Origin of the sequence: Cutibacterium porci (genome assembly GCF_009696315.1) — a bacterium.
In the GTDB taxonomy this organism is placed as follows: Bacteria; Actinomycetota; Actinomycetes; order Propionibacteriales; family Propionibacteriaceae; genus Cutibacterium; species Cutibacterium porci.
Genome location: NZ_VUMG01000003.1, coordinates 1 through 13,907, shown reverse-complemented (window position 1 = coordinate 13,907; position 13,907 = coordinate 1). Strand labels below are relative to the sequence as shown.

The window sequence follows — 13,907 nt, the reverse complement described above, 5'->3', positions numbered from 1 at the left end:
CTAGTTTCCGGTCCCTAGTATTCAGTTCCGGCCCATAGCGGCGCGGCGGGCGCGCGCGATGTTGGATTTGAGGGGACCCTGCGATTCTCCTGGGTGAATGTCACGCTGGTGGCGTTGAAGGGCAATGAGTGCGGCGAGCTTGGACGTTTCTGGATTGCCGCGCCATCCACAGTCGCGGCAGATTGGCAGGTGGGTGAGGGCTGATGAGTCGACGGTGTAGTGCATTAGAACACCTGGATTTCATGGGGTCTGTCGAGAGCGCCGTGGAGGGCGGCGGTCGCGGCGATGAGCGGGTCGATAGGGCCGTGGGACTGGCGTCGGGAGAGGCTGGTGACGTCCCCTGTCTGTCGGGTTTGAGCGGCGACCAGAGCGGTGCGGAGCGATGGCGACCCGGTGTGGGTGAGGGTGGCGTCACTGATAGCGGATTCCATAGTTGTCCAGGCCAGGGAGGCGTCGCGGGAGGTCATAGTGGTGGGTGGAAGTCCGGCCTTAGTGAGGGCGTCGATGACGAGCCGGGCGGGGCCTCCATCGTCGAGGGTGACATCGTGGCCGTCACGGATAAGGTCGGCCAGCTCGTCGATGAGCCATCGCCACCCGGGCCGGACCGCCCAGGGGATCAGCCAGGTATGCCCGGTGTCGTCGGACCAGGCGGCGAAGATCGAGGCGGCGGTGCGGTCGAGGGCGACATCGGCTCCGAAGTGAAGGGTCGTGCCGAAAGGTGGCTCCTCGACGTCGTCGGCGAGGCCGTCCCAGGCCATCATGTCGACCAGGCCGCTGTCGCGGCGCGTCGAGCGGTTGAGGTAGGAGCGGATAAAGGGCTCTTGGGGACCTCCCGCCTCCCCGGCGAGGTCAGTCAGTGAGATGAGATGTCCGAGAGCTGGGTGATATTCCCAGGTGCGGGGGTCGAAAGGGTCGGCGTCGTCGGGCGGGGCGTACTCGATGTGACAGTGAGTCGAGGATGGGTCAGCGGTGGCCTTCCGGCCCTGAGCGACGAGATCGTCCCACCACAGCGAGTCCGGGTCGCCAGCGGCCGAGACGATGATGATCTGTCGGTCGCGGCGGGTGATCATTGAGGGGCGTATCGCGGTCAGGAGCTCGGTCCCGGCGTCTCCCGAGAATGCCCATGCCTCGTCAACGAAAACAAGGTCAGGTGATTTCCCGTGCCCGGCTTCCCGATTCACCGGGAATGGTCTGATGGTTGACCCGTTCGCGAATTTGAGTGTTTGGTCGCCTTTCCCGGATTTCGCTTGCACAATGTGGCGATATGGGCAGGAGTCGGCTGTGAGCCAGTCGCGCATGTGCTCCCACAGTTCGGAGGCGTCTTTGCCGAGCTGGGCGGTGTGGCGGATGTCTGAGCCGGGGAACAGCATGGCCCGGGTAATCATGAGGACGGCTGCGAGGACGGTCTTCCCGGCCTGCCTCGGGATCTGGACGGTCACGAGTGGCCACCGAAAAGTGAGGCGTGACCCGGCAGGATTCAGCTCGGTGATCCTGGACGCGGCCTGGATTTGCCAGGGCTGGAGTGGCTTGCCGATCGCCCGTGACACAGTCGTCGCTTTCGCGCCGAGGTTTCGTCCGAGTGGCGTGCCGGGTGCCCAGCGGGGCGAGGGTGCGGGGCGTCCTGTGAGTTCAGCGTCTCGCGCCCTCAGAGCGTCTAGGTCGAATGGTGGGCGGTCGTCAGGCATTACGGAGGTCTTCGAGGGCGGCCATGAGATCGGCGGTCGCTTGATCGTCGGCGACGATCTCGGTGCCGGGCAGGGTGAGCATGAGGTCGCCGAGCTGGCGGAGCATCGTGGTCGTGGCGATAGAAACTTTCGGGGCGTCCAGGCCACGGTCACAGGCCCTCGCTAGTGAGCGGATCATCTGGACGATCAGAGTGTGAGCCTCGGTGAGATGCTCGTGTTCTTTCAGCGATGCAATCGAGGTGTCGGCGGCGGTTTCAATAGGACCCTGATGATATTCAGGTTCTTTAACATCGAATAGTGGCCTATTTTGTGTCATTGTTTTAATCCTGTCGTTTTCCCAGTTTTTTCCTGAGTTTTTGGGGGGAATGGAAATGGGGGGCGGGGTTTCCAGGGGGTGGCCTGTCGGAGAAAACGGCCCGGCAGCCGGTCGGCCTGCTGGGTCAACCGGCCCGTCCGGGCCGGGTTGCCCAGTCGGGTCGGCCTTCGGCTCGTCTGATCGCTCCGATTGGTCGGGCCTGCCGGGCCGTGTTGCAGTGGAGGTGGGACGGCCTCAAGTTCGTGATGTCATCAGTTCCTCCTTGCGAGCGAGGCTGAAGGTGCTCCACGGACAGTCCCATCGGCGAGGTCGACGGGACAGTCAGGTCGATGAGCTCACCGCAATGAACACACCGAGTTCCGTAGACAGCGACGACCTGAGCACGGAGTCTGGCTACCCGTCGTCCTCCCCACCTCATGACAGTGCCTCGTCGGCTGGCACAGTGACTGGTTGTGGTCGGTGACGGCTTGGGTCGGCCAGTGAAGCCCGTAGGCATGTCGGCATAGGTTGCCCGCACACCTCGCAGATGATCCGGGTTCCCGCCTGTCTGGCTCCTGAGTGGATGATGGGCTGCTCAGTAATCGTGGGCGGTAGTGGCGTACGCCGGCTCGGCTTGTGGTAGCTGGTGCAGGTGGTGCAATCGGTCTTATTGAGTCCGTGAACGCATTTAGTCATGGTTGCTTCTTCCGGTGTGGTGGTGGCGGTGGGTATGTGCCCACCGCCTGTCGGGGTGGACATACCCCTGTAAGGAGTAAGGGTGGAACTCAGTTCCCCTCGGACTGACAAGGGGTTATGCCTGCGGAGCCACGATTTCGGGGCCTGTGTCGTCCATGTCAGCGTCGAGGCGATCCGAGTCCGAGTCTCGGCGGCACGGCGGGACCGGCGAGACTCGAGGCGGCCCCTGGCGGCCCGGATAAGGGCTGACAGGGCACGCTTACAGATACGGACAGTGCCCGGCCTGGGTCGACCTCGATCAAGCCACCCGGGCACCCACACGATGAGCCCCAGATCATGAAGGACATGCAGACACCGTGATGTCCAGCGCAGGGACATTCCCCCGGCTGTGTCAGCAACCTGGGCACGGGTGATCGTGCCCTCCCCAGACCTGTGATCGGTCAGGTCCACGATGGCCTGAAGGACGCGACGGACCCCGGCCATACGCGGTCCGTCAAGGTCTCCCCAACCGGCCCGGGAGAGGCTAGTCATCAGCGCTGGAGTGTCCCACACAGCGGTCGGGGTGCTCATATCGATCCCCACTCGTCCCACATGATCAGGGCAGTCACGATGACCAGGGCAGGCAGAACACCAACAATGACAGTCATCGCTGCCATGTCATAGCGGCCATGAGTCACAGCAACACCCGCGACAATGTCCAAGACGGCCGAGACCGTGAGGGCGATGAGGGCGGCAAGACGAGTCCACACAATCCTCATTGGTGGCCTCCCCGGGCAATATGGTCGGCACCCCAGTACCGCAGCGCGTCCACCTCTTGCTCAATCACGTCCATGTCAAGGCAGATGAACCGCTCCGGGACACCATGACGGCGGTCCCGTGCAAGGGCCTGAGCGGCGGCAACAACCGCCATGACGCGAATGAGGTACTCCTCGTCGACGGTGATCTTCTCGGCGCTCATAACTTGAACTCCACTCCTGAGGAGTGATACAGGTGGGTTAGAGCGTGGTAGAGACGCAGATTCACTTCGGCAATAGCGTCAGCGTCGTTCGGCGTGAGCGTCGAGACTCGCCGACGGGCTGACTCTGCGATGAGCACATCCTGAACCGTTTCCTGGAGCTCCAACACCGCATCGAACTCGGCGCGAGTCAACGTAATATGAGGCTTATCGGCAGTCATCGAGATTCATCCTTTCCAGCTAGGGTGCGCCGCATGGAATGGTTTGTTGTGGGAGCATCAGTCGGATCAACACTGATTTCGGCGGCGACATTGTGGAGGGCCGAGCACTTGGCCCGAGAACAGTCGATCCAATGGGTCGGCCTGTTACGTGCCGACGGCGAGTCACCCGTCGTCGAGGTCTCCTTGACAGGGGCTAGACGAGTGTGGTGGCCACGGGTCGCTGTGGTGTGGTGGTCAGATGAGGGGGAACCTGGATTGACACGGCCTGACGACTTTCCGCGCCACCTCAGCGAGGCACAGAAGCTGACGATCGCGATCCCCAAGGACGCCGCCACGGATAGAGAAATGACTCTCTTGTTCACCTGGTACACCGGTTTGGTACGCCACGACGCCCGGGTCCGTGTCGCCTCATCCGTGTTCCCCGTGCAAGTGTTCTGACGGCCACGGAGCCGCTCTGCCAGAGACTCAGAGACCAAACTGGTGACCTTGTCATAGTCGAGGCGGTGCGGGTTGAAGAACAGGCCCAGCCCAGACTCGGTGACCAAGAACCCAGCCTGACAACCATGCAAAGCGATCATTTTGTCGATCTGCCGGGCCGTGTATGACACCGACTCAGTGCTGGGGCTATCTGTGCTTAATGGGTAACGATGAATAGAAGATGGCACATAGGTCTTACTTGCGGCCCGACCGTGGCGGATAGAAGCCACAAGACCATACGCGAGCAACGAAGTGAACACGGCACCCACCACCGCGACCACTGACGCAATTTCGACGGCGCTCATCGCGACCGCCTCGAAGCCTGCTCCCGCTCACGCTTAACCCGCTCGATTTCGTCAGGATCAAACAGAAATGCTCCGGTGTGGCCCGGGAGCTTTCCAGCTGTAGCGATCTGGCCTCGCTTGACTTGGTCTATGAAGGTCCTACGCGGCATCCGCAACAGTGCACACGCCTCCGAAGAGGATAAAAGCTCTAAACTTGTCATGCGCATGATAATAGCAGCAAAACTGTGCGTATGACTGATTTTGGTAGGTCAAGTAGCTTGGATGGTTAGATGTTGCTAAACTTGGCACTATGACAACACAGCCATGGACCTTCTCAATTCCTGAGTTTGATAGGTCTGACCGTCTACGTAAGGCGCGTGAACATGCAGGTCTGGAGCAGAGTGAATTAGCGAGCACTATCGGCGTGTCGCGCAATACGGTGAGCGCTGCTGAACGCGGCGTAAGTGCGCCCCGGCGACATGTAGTCATGGCCTGGGCGATGGCGTGTGGAGTCCCTGTGGAGTGGATAGAAACAGGTCGGGCCCCTCACCGTGATGATGAGGGGCCCGATGGTGGGTGCGCCGCCAGGGACTCGAACCCTGAACCCGCTGATTAAGAGTCAGCTGCTCTGCCAATTGAGCTAGCAGCGCCGACGACAAGAAACATTAGCGGACTTCGGCCTCGATGCAAAATCGAGGTGACAAGCTCATGGCCGACCGGTACGCACAGCCTCGATTCGACGCTGCCGCAGCGCCGTCATTTCTGGTATATCAAGGGGCTCTAAGCGGCATCCTAGAGCCATTTCAAGCACATGGTCGGCTAGCTGTGGGTTGCGGGCCAGCACTGGTCCGTGAGGATACGTGCCGATGACGCGACCTTGCACAGCCCCTTCGTCACGACGGTTACCATTGCCCCAGCCAGTATCCACGGCAGCAAGCGGTTTGGCGTCGGAACCAAGTTCTGTCCAGCCGCCATGGTTTTCGAAACCGGTGATGGGGCAGGTGTTACCGTTGGGCTGGGTCCAGATATGTAGCACTTCCCCGACGGCACGTTCTGGGCCCCGTCGAGTTTCAGTATCGAGGAGTCCTAGCCCTTTGATGGCCTCGTCACGGGACCCAATAGTGAAAGACTTTCCGCAGATCTGGTAGCCGGCGCATACTGCAAAGAGCACTGCGCCACTATCGAGGGCGGTGAAAAGCCCGCCATCAGCTTCGAGTTCTTGTACAGCGGTGATTTGAGCGGTGTCCTCTCCGCCTCCCAGCAGGTAAACGGCACCGTCAGTGGGCACAGGTTGGCCAGGTTCGACGGTGAGGAGTTCGGCGTCGATGCCACGCCATTGCAGTCGCTTGGTGAGGACGACGGCATTGCCGTGATCGCCGTAAATACCTAACAGGGACTGGTACAGCAGGACGATTTTGGGACGGTCGGTATTCATGCCAGTCCTCCGAGTCGGCGCAGTTTCTGGAAAGGCGTGTAGGTTGACAACACGTCAATGGGGTGTTCGGCGTCCCACTTTCCGGCCAGGAGAGGGGAGGAGAGCGCCTGGGAGAGATCCTCAATGACGACGTGATGCACCTCGGCGTATTGCAGCCTGACGGCTAGGTCTAGGGCACGTGGCCCAGTACAGATGACGGTTCTTCCGGCTAACTGTTCGTAGTCGACGTCCCAAAGCCATGAAACATCCTTGCCGTCGGCGGCTACAGCATCAATAGCCAGCACTAGCGGGTCTGAAGTCGTCAGTGGCAGAGATTCTGTCCAGCCTGCAGGGTTTTTTGATAGCAGTAGACGGCAGTAGGTGCCGCTGATGGTGCAGGTGGCGTAGCGGCCGGCAGGGGATTCTACTGTGGCGATTCCGCGCAGGGCGTCTTCGGGTTGGATGCCCATATGAATAGCCGCTGCGAGGGCGCAGGTGGCGTTGGTGAGGTTGAACGTGCCTGGCACCTGTACGTCAAGGGGGAAACGTCGTCCGGAAGCCTCAACAGCGTCATGGCCTTCTACCCACCAATCCGCGGCTGGCTGTTGTAGTTCGCATCCGGGGCAGTCCCACCCCTGGTCGCCATGGGTAAGGACAGCACCACAGTTGGGGCACAGCGTCGAATCGGCTGTCCAACGAGGTTTGGTATCTACCCAAATGACGTGACAAGTTTTTTGGCATACCCACACGATGAGCGGGTCGCAGGCATTAGCAACCACCGTCGGCCCGTGTTCGGCTGCTTTCTCGAGGGCTGTCCGCCAATCGCGCCCAAGGAAGGTCAACTCGTGATTGCGGTCGAGTTGGTCGCGGCTGAAATTAAGGAGTACCAAAACCTCCGGTGCTCCTAGTGCCACGATATCGGCGACGACTCGCTCGTCGGTCTCCAGCACCGCGATAGTGGCATCAGGGGCTTGTCCCAGAGCCGAGACGATGCCGTGGCGCAGGTTTGCGCCGTCAGCATTGGTGACGACGGTTCGCTGACCATCGGGGGTTCCAGCCCGCATTGCGGCCGCGAGGAAGTGAGTCGTTGTGGTCTTGCCGTTGGTCCCGGTGACGCTTGCGATACGACGCTCCGCCAATAGCTCAGGCAAAGCCGTGGGTGCCAGTTTCATTGTTACTTGACCCCGGATCGACGCCCCCGAGCCCTTCCCGGCCATGCGGGAGACTGCTGCAGCTGTCCGCCCAGCTAGCACGGCCAGTTGCAGTCGCGGGGAGTTGCGATGTCTTCGAGGTGACGAGGTCATGGTTCCAATCATGACAGGAAAGGATGACGACATCGAAGTGCTTAGCCTGGCATGAAGACGCTCTTAGAGCCGCGCCGATGCGGATTGACAAGGGTGTTCGCTGTTGTTCTGGTGACTCGCCGGTAAAGCTGTCGGGTACGCGTGTCACGGTGATTCCCGTCGAGAGGCCGATGGATGCCAGATAAGCCAGACAGGGGGGTATGCAATGGTCGACGTTGACGCATTAGTGAGTCGTGGTGTCGATGGGCTAAGGACGCCTGGCGGTCATGCTATTCATCCGCTGCTTCAACCGCTCTTTCCTGGTGGACTCATGCCTGCGGTGTATCAATTGGACGGGGCATCTTCGGTGGGGCTGGGGTTGCTCACTCATGGGTGGTGTGGGGTGGTAGGCCTGCCCGAGTTGAGCGTCGAGGCGGCTCGGCAGTGGGGAGTCGAGCTGTCCCGACTGGTGCTCGTTCCCGATCCAGGTAACTGGCTCGAGACGGTAGCTACCCTCATCGAGGGGCTCGATGTTGTCCTCGCTGCAGCACCGCCACCGCTGCCAATGACAGCAGGACGGCGGTTGACAGCTCGGTTGCGTTCTCGCGGTTCAACTCTGGTGGTGCTGGGGCCGTGGTCTAGCCCGTTTGCTCGAATCAATGTGCGCACGATCGGTTGGCGAGGTCTCGGGCAGGGGTACGGCTATCTATCAGCCCAAGAACTTGAGGTGACGGTGGTCAGGCATCACCACAACCGCTCAGTGAGGCTAGTTCGCACTAGTACGGGGGTGCACTCTGCCGAGGAGATGATGGATGTCTGCTGAACGGTTGAGTCCCCTCCCGGCCCGGGTCCTCTTGGTGGTGATCCCACAGTGGCGGATCGTGGCCGCAGCTCGTCGTCACCCTGGTGACGACCCGCTCATGATTGTTGACCGTGGTGTAGTCATTGACTGTTGTGCGCGCGCAGCCGAGGAAGGTGTAGTTCCCGGCCTGCGGGTGCGCGCCGCCCAACTGCGCTGTCCAGAGGGTGTTGTTGTGCCTTACGACCCTGTCTTTGAGGAGGTCCTCTTTGAAGAGGTGGTTCGTGAGATCGAACAGTCTGTGGCCCCCGCAGTCCATGTGGTGCGGCCAGGAGTGGCTGCAGTGGCGGCTCGCGGCGTAGCCCGTTTTTATGGCAGTGAGGCTGCTGCCGCCGAGCGTATGGGCAATGTCTTGGCCCATATTGGATATCTCCATGTGGGGGTATCGGTGGCTGACGGTCTGTTTGCCGCTGAGGTGGCGGCTACTGACGGCGCTGATGCTAGGAAGCACACCCCTGTTTTTCTCGCATCGGGGACAACTCGAGCTTTCCTGGCCCCCTATGACGTCTCGGTGCTAGCTCGCACTGGGCGAGCCAGTGAGGAATTGGTGCGAACCTTGCGCCAACTTGGGCTAACAACAATAGGTGCTTTCGCTGATCTAGACCGCCACCATATTGTGCAGCGGTTTGCTGATGCCGGTCAGCGTGCTCATGACTGGGCGCGGGGGATGGACGTCACGATGTTGTCGCCTCGGCATCCCCAGGATGACGACACTATGGAGGTCGTCTTTGATGACCCGGAACCTTCGGGTACTCAGGTTGTTGCCAAGGTACGTCCGGTGGTGGAGAAGTTCATGACACGTCTAGCGGAGACTGGACGGGTGTGCTCTCAGGCCCGCATTTTATTGCGAGCTACCACCGGCTTTTCCGAACGTACCTGGCGTCAGCCTTGGCAATTCAGCGGCGATGATTTACTGGCGAGACTGTCGCGTCAGTTTGATGACCTTCCGCGTGGCGTCGATGAATGTGGCGCTGATGGATTTTGTCAATCAGGGGTAGAAGCAGTGCGTATTGTTCCCGCTATTCATCGCGCGGGGGAGGCTGCTGAGGGGCTGTTCGGCGCCAGACCCACCGAGCATCTCGTTCACGTCATCTCTCAGCTACAGCAGAGACTGGGCCCCGAGGGGGTCCTGGTGGGGGAGGTTGTCGGCGGTCGGATGCTCAAGGATCGACGCCGACTCGTTCCTTTTGGGACGGTTGTTGAAGATGCCCGCCCGGTAGATCGCCCTTGGCCGGGCCATCTAGAAGGCCCGGCCCCCGGCATCGTGTATTCCCGGCCTCTGCCAGCCCGATTAGAGGCGACGGATGGTACGCCCCTCACGACTTCATCGGATCTGCCCAGTATCGCGCCTGAGTGGTTTCATGACGGCACGTCGCGACGTCGGGTTATCGCGTGGGCGGGGCCCTGGCCGATACACCAGAGGTGGTGGAGTACCCCGACTGTTTCAGTGGAGCGAGTGCAACTAGTCACTGAGGATCAGCAGGCTTGGGTGTTGGCAGGGGCGGCTGACCGCTGGTGGGTCGAGGCTCGCTACGACGAGGCATGATCGCGGTGAGCTATCACAATCCGCCGATTCCTTGGCGTGAACTGGAAAGACGTATTTCTGGGAGACCTGCTCCCCATGGTCACTGGGACAGTCAGGTCGGTTACCGTCGCGTCCGCAAGCCCTTTGACCGTCATCCAGCCCAGCCAGATGGGCCTGTAGTGCCCTATGCCGAATTGCACTGCCACTCCTCTTATAGCTTCCTTGACGGCGCATCCAGCCCCGAAGACCTCGTCACTCGGGCGGTGGAATTAGGGCTGTCAGGATTAGCTTTGACCGACCATGATGGTCTCTACGGAGTAGTTAGGATGGCCGAGGCTGCTGAAGCCTGTGGTCTTCCTACTATCATCGGGTCGGAATTGTCGATTGGTGTTCCAGAACCGCAGAACGGGGTGGCTGACCCGGTTGGCAGTCATCTACTTGTGCTGGCCAACGGGCCGGAGGGATATCGACGTCTAGCCGAGGCCCTCACCGATGCTTACTTGGAGGAAGGAGGCCATAAGGGCCGTCCGGTGCATGACCTTGACCATCTGGCCGAGATAGCTGACGGGCATTGGACTGTCCTTACCGGATGCCGCAAGGGAGCGGTGAGACAAGGGTTGGCTAAAGGAGCGTCGCAAGCTGAGACAGAGCTGCATCATTTGGTCGACCTCTTTGGTGCCGAGAATGTCCTGGTTGAACTGACTGACCATCGGACTCCCACCGATTCTCGCGACAACGACCTCCTTGCAGAACTAGCTTCTCGTCACAGTTTGTCGATAGTGGCGACGGCAGCTGCTCATTATGCCGGGGCTGAGCAGTTTGAGCTGGCCTGTGCGTTGTCTGCGGTACGGGCCCGACGCAGTCTCGACGAGATGGACGGGTGGTTGCCTCCCGGTCCGGTGGCGCGGCTGCGTAGTGGGGCTGAGATGGCAGATTTCTTTAGTCGCCATCGAGATGCTGTGGACAACACAGTGGCGGTGGCTGAAAAGACGGCCTTCCATCTGAAGTCGGTGCGCCCTCGGCTGCCCGACCAGAAAGTTCCCGACGGCCATACTCCTATTAGCTGGCTGCGTCACTTGGTGTCGGAGGGGTGCCGGGGCTGTTATGGGGATGATCCGGTAGCCAAGAAGCGCTTGGCTACTGAGCTTGACCTCATCGAGGCCCGTGACTTCGCCGGATACTTCCTTATCGTCTCTGACATTGTGGAGTTTGCGCGGTCACAGGGGATCTTGTGCCAGGGGCGTGGATCAGCGGCGGCCTCGGCCGTCTGTTACGTTCTGGGGATCACCGTAGTCGATCCAGTCTTCTATGGCTTGCCTTTTGAGAGGTTCTTGTCGGCACTACGTGAAGAGGAACCCGACATTGATGTTGACTTTGATGCTTGTCGTCGAGAAGAGGTCATTCAGTACGTCTACGCTAAATACGGTAGGCGCAATGCTGCCCAAGTGGCCAACGTCATCACTTATCGCCCGCGCAGTGCTATCCGCGATATGGCTAAGGTTCTCGGCTACTCTCAGGGTCAGCAAGACGCATGGTCGCGTCACATGGAGCGACGATCAGTGCCGTCCTCTCCTCAAGATTCTGAAGGTCCCGAAATACCTGATGACGTCACTGCCCTCGCCCAGCAGGTTATGGGTTTACCGCGGCATCTGGGCATCCACCCAGCCGGAATGGTGCTGACACGAGAATCAGTGGGGCGTATTTGCCCTATTGAGCCGGCTCGGATGCATGGCCGGACGGTGCTGCAATGGGACAAGGAGGACTGTGCCTGGATGGGATTGGTGAAGTTCGATTTGCTCGGGCTAGGGATGCTCTCGGTACTGAGTATTTCCTTTGACCTCATCTTTCGGTATTGCGGACGCTCTTGGAGCCTGGCCGCCATTCCGCGCAATGAGCCAGGGGTGTATGACATGTTGTGTCGTGGTGACAGTATCGGGGTTTTCCAGGTAGAAAGTCGCGCTCAGATTGGCACGCTGCCACGTCTCAAACCGCGCTGTTTTTACGATCTAGCTGTGGAGATCGGACTCATCCGTCCTGGCCCGGTGCAGGGAGGTGCGGTACATCCCTATATCCGCCGACGCACCGGTGCTGAACCAGTTACCTATCCCCACCCGTTATTAGAACCGGTACTCAAACGAACTTTGGGGATTCCGCTCTTTCAAGAACAGCTCATGCAGATGGCTACCACAGTGGGTAACTGCACGGCTGCCGACGCAGACATGTTACGCCGGGCTATGGGGTCAAAACGGGGGGTAGAACGCATTGACGCCCTGCGTGCCAAGCTCTTCAAGGGGATGGCTGCTAATGGGATTGACGACGACACGGCTCAAAGCATCTATGCCAGCATCGAATCTTTCGCGAACTTTGGGTTTGCCGAGTCTCATGCGCTGAGCTTCGCTGGGTTGGTCTACACCTCAGCGTGGATAAAGCTCCATTATCCGGCGGCTTTTTTAGCGGCTTTAATGCGCAGCCAGCCGATGGGGTTCTATTCCCCAGCAACTTTGGTATCCGATGCCCGACGACATGGTGTGGTGACGAGACGCCCAGATATAGCAAGGTCCTCAGTAAGTGCAGATTTGGAATTGTTGGGTTCGCGCTATAGGGGACTTGGCGATGGAGGACTGGAAACGGGGATGGATGGCTGCCTCCGCGATCACGATGAATCCGAGATCGGGGCTTTTGACCCGAACCGTGATGACGGTGACCATAGACGTGATACCTACTTTGCCGTGAGGCTAGGGCTTTCCGACGTCTCCGGTATCAGTATCGAGACGGCGACGCGGATCGTCGAGGAGAGAGAACGCGAACCCTTCACCAGCCTTAACGATCTCGCCCGCCGGGTTGATTTGAGTAGCGAGGAGATCGAGGCACTTGCCCTGGCCGGAGCCTTTGATGATCTCGTCGGCTCTAGGCGCGGTGCTCTGTGGCAGATCGGCCAAATAACTGGTGTCACCTCGGGACAACTGGACGTTCAGATAACTACCCAGCCTCCTCTCCTCCCCGAACCTACCCAGATTGACTTGCTGAGTGACGATCTCCGTGCCACCGGTATTAGTGCAGATGATCATCCGGTCCGTCATATGCGAGGTGTCCTTAACCGACGGGGCGTGGTGCAGGTCGACCAACTAGATAGTGTTGAAGACGGACGACGCATCGAGGTCGCCGGGGTGGTTACCCACCGGCAACGTCCAGAGACGGCTGGAGGGGTGACTTTCCTTAACCTAGAGGATGAAACTGGTCTGCTTAACGTCATCGTCACTCCGGGGGCATGGAGGCATTATCGCCGTGTTGCCCGAACGGCACAGGCCCTGGTGGTGCGGGGGATCCTCGAAAGGGGAGATGAGGGAGTGATGAACTTGCAGGCAGACCGGTTAGAGTCCCTGGATCTATCAGTGCCAACGAGATCGCGTGACTTCTGTTAAATGCGCTCTGACTAGGGGGTATTAGTGGCCAACAGACGTGGATTTGCGTTGGTGGTGTGTTGTGTGTAATGTTCTTCGGGCTGTCGGGGGCTGCGTTGGTGGTCTTGGATGGTGGCTGGATCGGGATTGAGTGCTCGCTGGTTTTGACGGTGGGTGTTGGTTTCGGTAGTGTTGGCTGGGCTGCTGCGTTGTGTGGTGGTGTGGTTGTGGCTGGTTCTGCTGGCTGGTCTTGGGATTGCGGTTTTGTGGTTTCGGGGTTGGTGTGGTAGGGTTGGTCGGGTCGCCTTGTGATGGTTTCTGCGTGGGTGTGGGGGCTGTTGTGTGGGTGTGATGTTTGAGAACTCAACAGTGTGTCTTTGATAGTCAATATGTTTTGATGCATCTTGTGATGTGTCGGATTTTGTTTATGATTCCTTTGTGATTCTGGATATGTGACTGAATTTTTTTGGTCAGTGTTTGGGGTTAGTGTATTGGATTCTTCGTGTGTCACTGTGGCCTGCGCATTGGTGTGTGTGGGTGGTGATATTTTTTCATTGGAGAGTTTGATCCTGGCTCAGGACGAACGCTGGCGGCGTGCTTAACACATGCAAGTCGAACGGAAAGGCCCCTTTGGGGGTACTCGAGTGGCGAACGGGTGAGTAACACGTGAGTAACCTGCCCTTGACTTTGGGATAACTTCAGGAAACTGGGGCTAATACCGGATAGGAACTCTTGCTGCATGGTGGGGGTTGGAAAGTTTCGGCGGTTGGGGATGGACTCGCGGCTTATCAGCTTGTTGGTGGGGTAGTGGC

Annotated in this window: 17 protein-coding genes, 1 tRNA gene and 1 rRNA gene; 6 read left to right on the top strand and 13 right to left on the bottom strand. The window is 59.6% G+C overall.

Going from position 1 to position 13,907, the window contains the following annotated elements; all coding sequences use genetic code 11:
• Window positions 1-21: 21 nt before the first annotated feature.
• The 10 genes from FYJ43_RS07470 to FYJ43_RS12595 form a co-directional block, all read right to left on the bottom strand.
• Window positions 22-225 carry a hypothetical protein gene (locus tag FYJ43_RS07470; protein ID WP_154563628.1) on the bottom strand — a complete coding sequence of 68 codons (204 nt, stop codon included), beginning with the start codon at window positions 223-225 and terminating at the stop codon, window positions 22-24.
• Window positions 225-1,685: a terminase large subunit domain-containing protein gene (locus FYJ43_RS07465; protein ID WP_154563626.1), complete on the bottom strand. Its 1,461-nt coding sequence runs from the start codon at window positions 1,683-1,685 to the stop codon at window positions 225-227. The genes FYJ43_RS07470 and FYJ43_RS07465 overlap by 1 nt, the downstream gene beginning before the upstream one ends.
• A complete protein-coding gene (locus tag FYJ43_RS07460; protein WP_154563624.1) occupies window positions 1,678-2,001 on the bottom strand; it encodes a hypothetical protein in 324 nt (107 codons plus the stop codon). The genes FYJ43_RS07465 and FYJ43_RS07460 overlap by 8 nt, the downstream gene beginning before the upstream one ends.
• Window positions 2,002-2,125: 124 nt before the next feature.
• A complete protein-coding gene (locus tag FYJ43_RS12600; RefSeq protein WP_195839938.1) occupies window positions 2,126-2,419 on the bottom strand; it encodes an HNH endonuclease in 294 nt (97 codons plus the stop codon).
• Window positions 2,416-3,246 (bottom strand): hypothetical protein, encoded by an 831-nt coding sequence (locus tag FYJ43_RS12050; RefSeq protein WP_195839937.1) that lies wholly within the window; start codon window positions 3,244-3,246, stop codon window positions 2,416-2,418. The genes FYJ43_RS12600 and FYJ43_RS12050 overlap by 4 nt, the downstream gene beginning before the upstream one ends.
• Entirely contained in the window at window positions 3,243-3,434 is a 192-nt protein-coding gene (locus FYJ43_RS07450; RefSeq protein ID WP_154563620.1) for a hypothetical protein, read from the bottom strand. The genes FYJ43_RS12050 and FYJ43_RS07450 overlap by 4 nt, the downstream gene beginning before the upstream one ends.
• Window positions 3,431-3,634: a hypothetical protein gene (locus tag FYJ43_RS07445; protein WP_154563618.1), complete on the bottom strand. Its 204-nt coding sequence runs from the start codon at window positions 3,632-3,634 to the stop codon at window positions 3,431-3,433. Before FYJ43_RS07445 ends, FYJ43_RS07450 begins: the two co-directional genes overlap by 4 nt.
• Window positions 3,631-3,852, bottom strand: coding sequence for a hypothetical protein (locus tag FYJ43_RS07440; RefSeq protein ID WP_154563616.1), 222 nt, complete (start codon window positions 3,850-3,852; stop codon window positions 3,631-3,633). The genes FYJ43_RS07445 and FYJ43_RS07440 overlap by 4 nt, the downstream gene beginning before the upstream one ends.
• The gene (locus tag FYJ43_RS07435; protein ID WP_154563614.1) at window positions 3,849-4,634 is read right to left on the bottom strand and encodes a hypothetical protein; all 786 of its coding nucleotides are present in this window, start codon (window positions 4,632-4,634) and stop codon (window positions 3,849-3,851) included. The genes FYJ43_RS07440 and FYJ43_RS07435 overlap by 4 nt, the downstream gene beginning before the upstream one ends.
• Window positions 4,631-4,834 carry a helix-turn-helix domain-containing protein gene (locus FYJ43_RS12595; protein WP_195839936.1) on the bottom strand — a complete coding sequence of 68 codons (204 nt, stop codon included), beginning with the start codon at window positions 4,832-4,834 and terminating at the stop codon, window positions 4,631-4,633. Before FYJ43_RS12595 ends, FYJ43_RS07435 begins: the two co-directional genes overlap by 4 nt.
• An 89-nt stretch (window positions 4,835-4,923) precedes the next feature.
• On the opposite strand from FYJ43_RS12595, the gene FYJ43_RS12590 reads away from it, so the two are divergent.
• Window positions 4,924-5,229, top strand: coding sequence for a helix-turn-helix transcriptional regulator (locus FYJ43_RS12590; RefSeq protein WP_154564352.1), 306 nt, complete (start codon window positions 4,924-4,926; stop codon window positions 5,227-5,229).
• Here the strand turns inward: FYJ43_RS12590 and FYJ43_RS07420 are convergent.
• The 3 genes from FYJ43_RS07420 to FYJ43_RS07410 form a co-directional block, all read right to left on the bottom strand.
• Window positions 5,191-5,263 (bottom strand) — tRNA-Lys (locus FYJ43_RS07420). The two genes, FYJ43_RS12590 and FYJ43_RS07420, sit on opposite strands and share 39 nt — an antisense overlap.
• A 56-nt stretch (window positions 5,264-5,319) precedes the next feature.
• Window positions 5,320-6,048, bottom strand: coding sequence for a type 1 glutamine amidotransferase (locus FYJ43_RS07415; RefSeq protein ID WP_154563610.1), 729 nt, complete (start codon window positions 6,046-6,048; stop codon window positions 5,320-5,322).
• Window positions 6,045-7,199, bottom strand: coding sequence for a MurT ligase domain-containing protein (locus tag FYJ43_RS07410; RefSeq protein ID WP_154563608.1), 1,155 nt, complete (start codon window positions 7,197-7,199; stop codon window positions 6,045-6,047). The genes FYJ43_RS07415 and FYJ43_RS07410 overlap by 4 nt, the downstream gene beginning before the upstream one ends.
• A 337-nt stretch (window positions 7,200-7,536) precedes the next feature.
• Between FYJ43_RS07410 and FYJ43_RS07405 the strand changes: the two genes are divergently transcribed.
• From FYJ43_RS07405 to FYJ43_RS07390, 5 genes are all read left to right on the top strand, one after another.
• On the top strand, window positions 7,537-8,133 hold the full coding sequence (locus FYJ43_RS07405; RefSeq protein ID WP_154563606.1) for a hypothetical protein: 597 nt from the start codon (window positions 7,537-7,539) through the stop codon (window positions 8,131-8,133).
• Window positions 8,123-9,715, top strand: coding sequence for a Y-family DNA polymerase (locus FYJ43_RS07400; protein WP_154563604.1), 1,593 nt, complete (start codon window positions 8,123-8,125; stop codon window positions 9,713-9,715). Before FYJ43_RS07405 ends, FYJ43_RS07400 begins: the two co-directional genes overlap by 11 nt.
• A complete protein-coding gene (locus FYJ43_RS07395) occupies window positions 9,712-13,116 on the top strand; it encodes an error-prone DNA polymerase (RefSeq protein WP_154563602.1) in 3,405 nt (1,134 codons plus the stop codon). The genes FYJ43_RS07400 and FYJ43_RS07395 overlap by 4 nt, the downstream gene beginning before the upstream one ends.
• A gap of 56 nt (window positions 13,117-13,172) precedes the next feature.
• Window positions 13,173-13,385, top strand: a complete 213-nt coding sequence (locus FYJ43_RS12045; RefSeq protein ID WP_195839975.1) for a hypothetical protein — start codon at window positions 13,173-13,175, stop codon at window positions 13,383-13,385.
• Between the two features lie 261 nt (window positions 13,386-13,646).
• Window positions 13,647-13,907: ribosomal RNA gene (locus FYJ43_RS07390) — 16S ribosomal RNA — on the top strand; the annotation flags it as partial.

Excerpts from the sequence above, each read along its gene's own strand:
- FYJ43_RS12595 (WP_195839936.1), bottom strand. The coding sequence starts at position 4,834 with ATGACAAGTTTAGAGCTTTTATCCTCTTCGGAGGCGTGTGCACTGTTG.
- FYJ43_RS07405 (WP_154563606.1), top strand. The coding sequence starts at position 7,537 with ATGGTCGACGTTGACGCATTAGTGAGTCGTGGTGTCGATGGGCTAAGG.
- FYJ43_RS07445 (WP_154563618.1), bottom strand. The coding sequence starts at position 3,634 with ATGAGCGCCGAGAAGATCACCGTCGACGAGGAGTACCTCATTCGCGTC.
- FYJ43_RS07410 (WP_154563608.1), bottom strand. The coding sequence starts at position 7,199 with ATGAAACTGGCACCCACGGCTTTGCCTGAGCTATTGGCGGAGCGTCGT.
- FYJ43_RS07470 (WP_154563628.1), bottom strand. The coding sequence starts at position 225 with ATGCACTACACCGTCGACTCATCAGCCCTCACCCACCTGCCAATCTGC.
- FYJ43_RS07450 (WP_154563620.1), bottom strand. The coding sequence starts at position 3,434 with ATGAGGATTGTGTGGACTCGTCTTGCCGCCCTCATCGCCCTCACGGTC.
- FYJ43_RS07460 (WP_154563624.1), bottom strand. The coding sequence starts at position 2,001 with ATGACACAAAATAGGCCACTATTCGATGTTAAAGAACCTGAATATCAT.
- FYJ43_RS12050 (WP_195839937.1), bottom strand. The coding sequence starts at position 3,246 with ATGAGCACCCCGACCGCTGTGTGGGACACTCCAGCGCTGATGACTAGC.
- FYJ43_RS07415 (WP_154563610.1), bottom strand. The coding sequence starts at position 6,048 with ATGAATACCGACCGTCCCAAAATCGTCCTGCTGTACCAGTCCCTGTTA.
- FYJ43_RS12600 (WP_195839938.1), bottom strand. The coding sequence starts at position 2,419 with ATGAGGTGGGGAGGACGACGGGTAGCCAGACTCCGTGCTCAGGTCGTC.
- FYJ43_RS07465 (WP_154563626.1), bottom strand. The coding sequence starts at position 1,685 with ATGCCTGACGACCGCCCACCATTCGACCTAGACGCTCTGAGGGCGCGA.
- FYJ43_RS12590 (WP_154564352.1), top strand. The coding sequence starts at position 4,924 with ATGACAACACAGCCATGGACCTTCTCAATTCCTGAGTTTGATAGGTCT.
- FYJ43_RS07440 (WP_154563616.1), bottom strand. The coding sequence starts at position 3,852 with ATGACTGCCGATAAGCCTCATATTACGTTGACTCGCGCCGAGTTCGAT.
- FYJ43_RS07435 (WP_154563614.1), bottom strand. The coding sequence starts at position 4,634 with ATGAGCGCCGTCGAAATTGCGTCAGTGGTCGCGGTGGTGGGTGCCGTG.
- FYJ43_RS07400 (WP_154563604.1), top strand. The coding sequence starts at position 8,123 with ATGTCTGCTGAACGGTTGAGTCCCCTCCCGGCCCGGGTCCTCTTGGTG.
- FYJ43_RS07395 (WP_154563602.1), top strand. The coding sequence starts at position 9,712 with ATGATCGCGGTGAGCTATCACAATCCGCCGATTCCTTGGCGTGAACTG.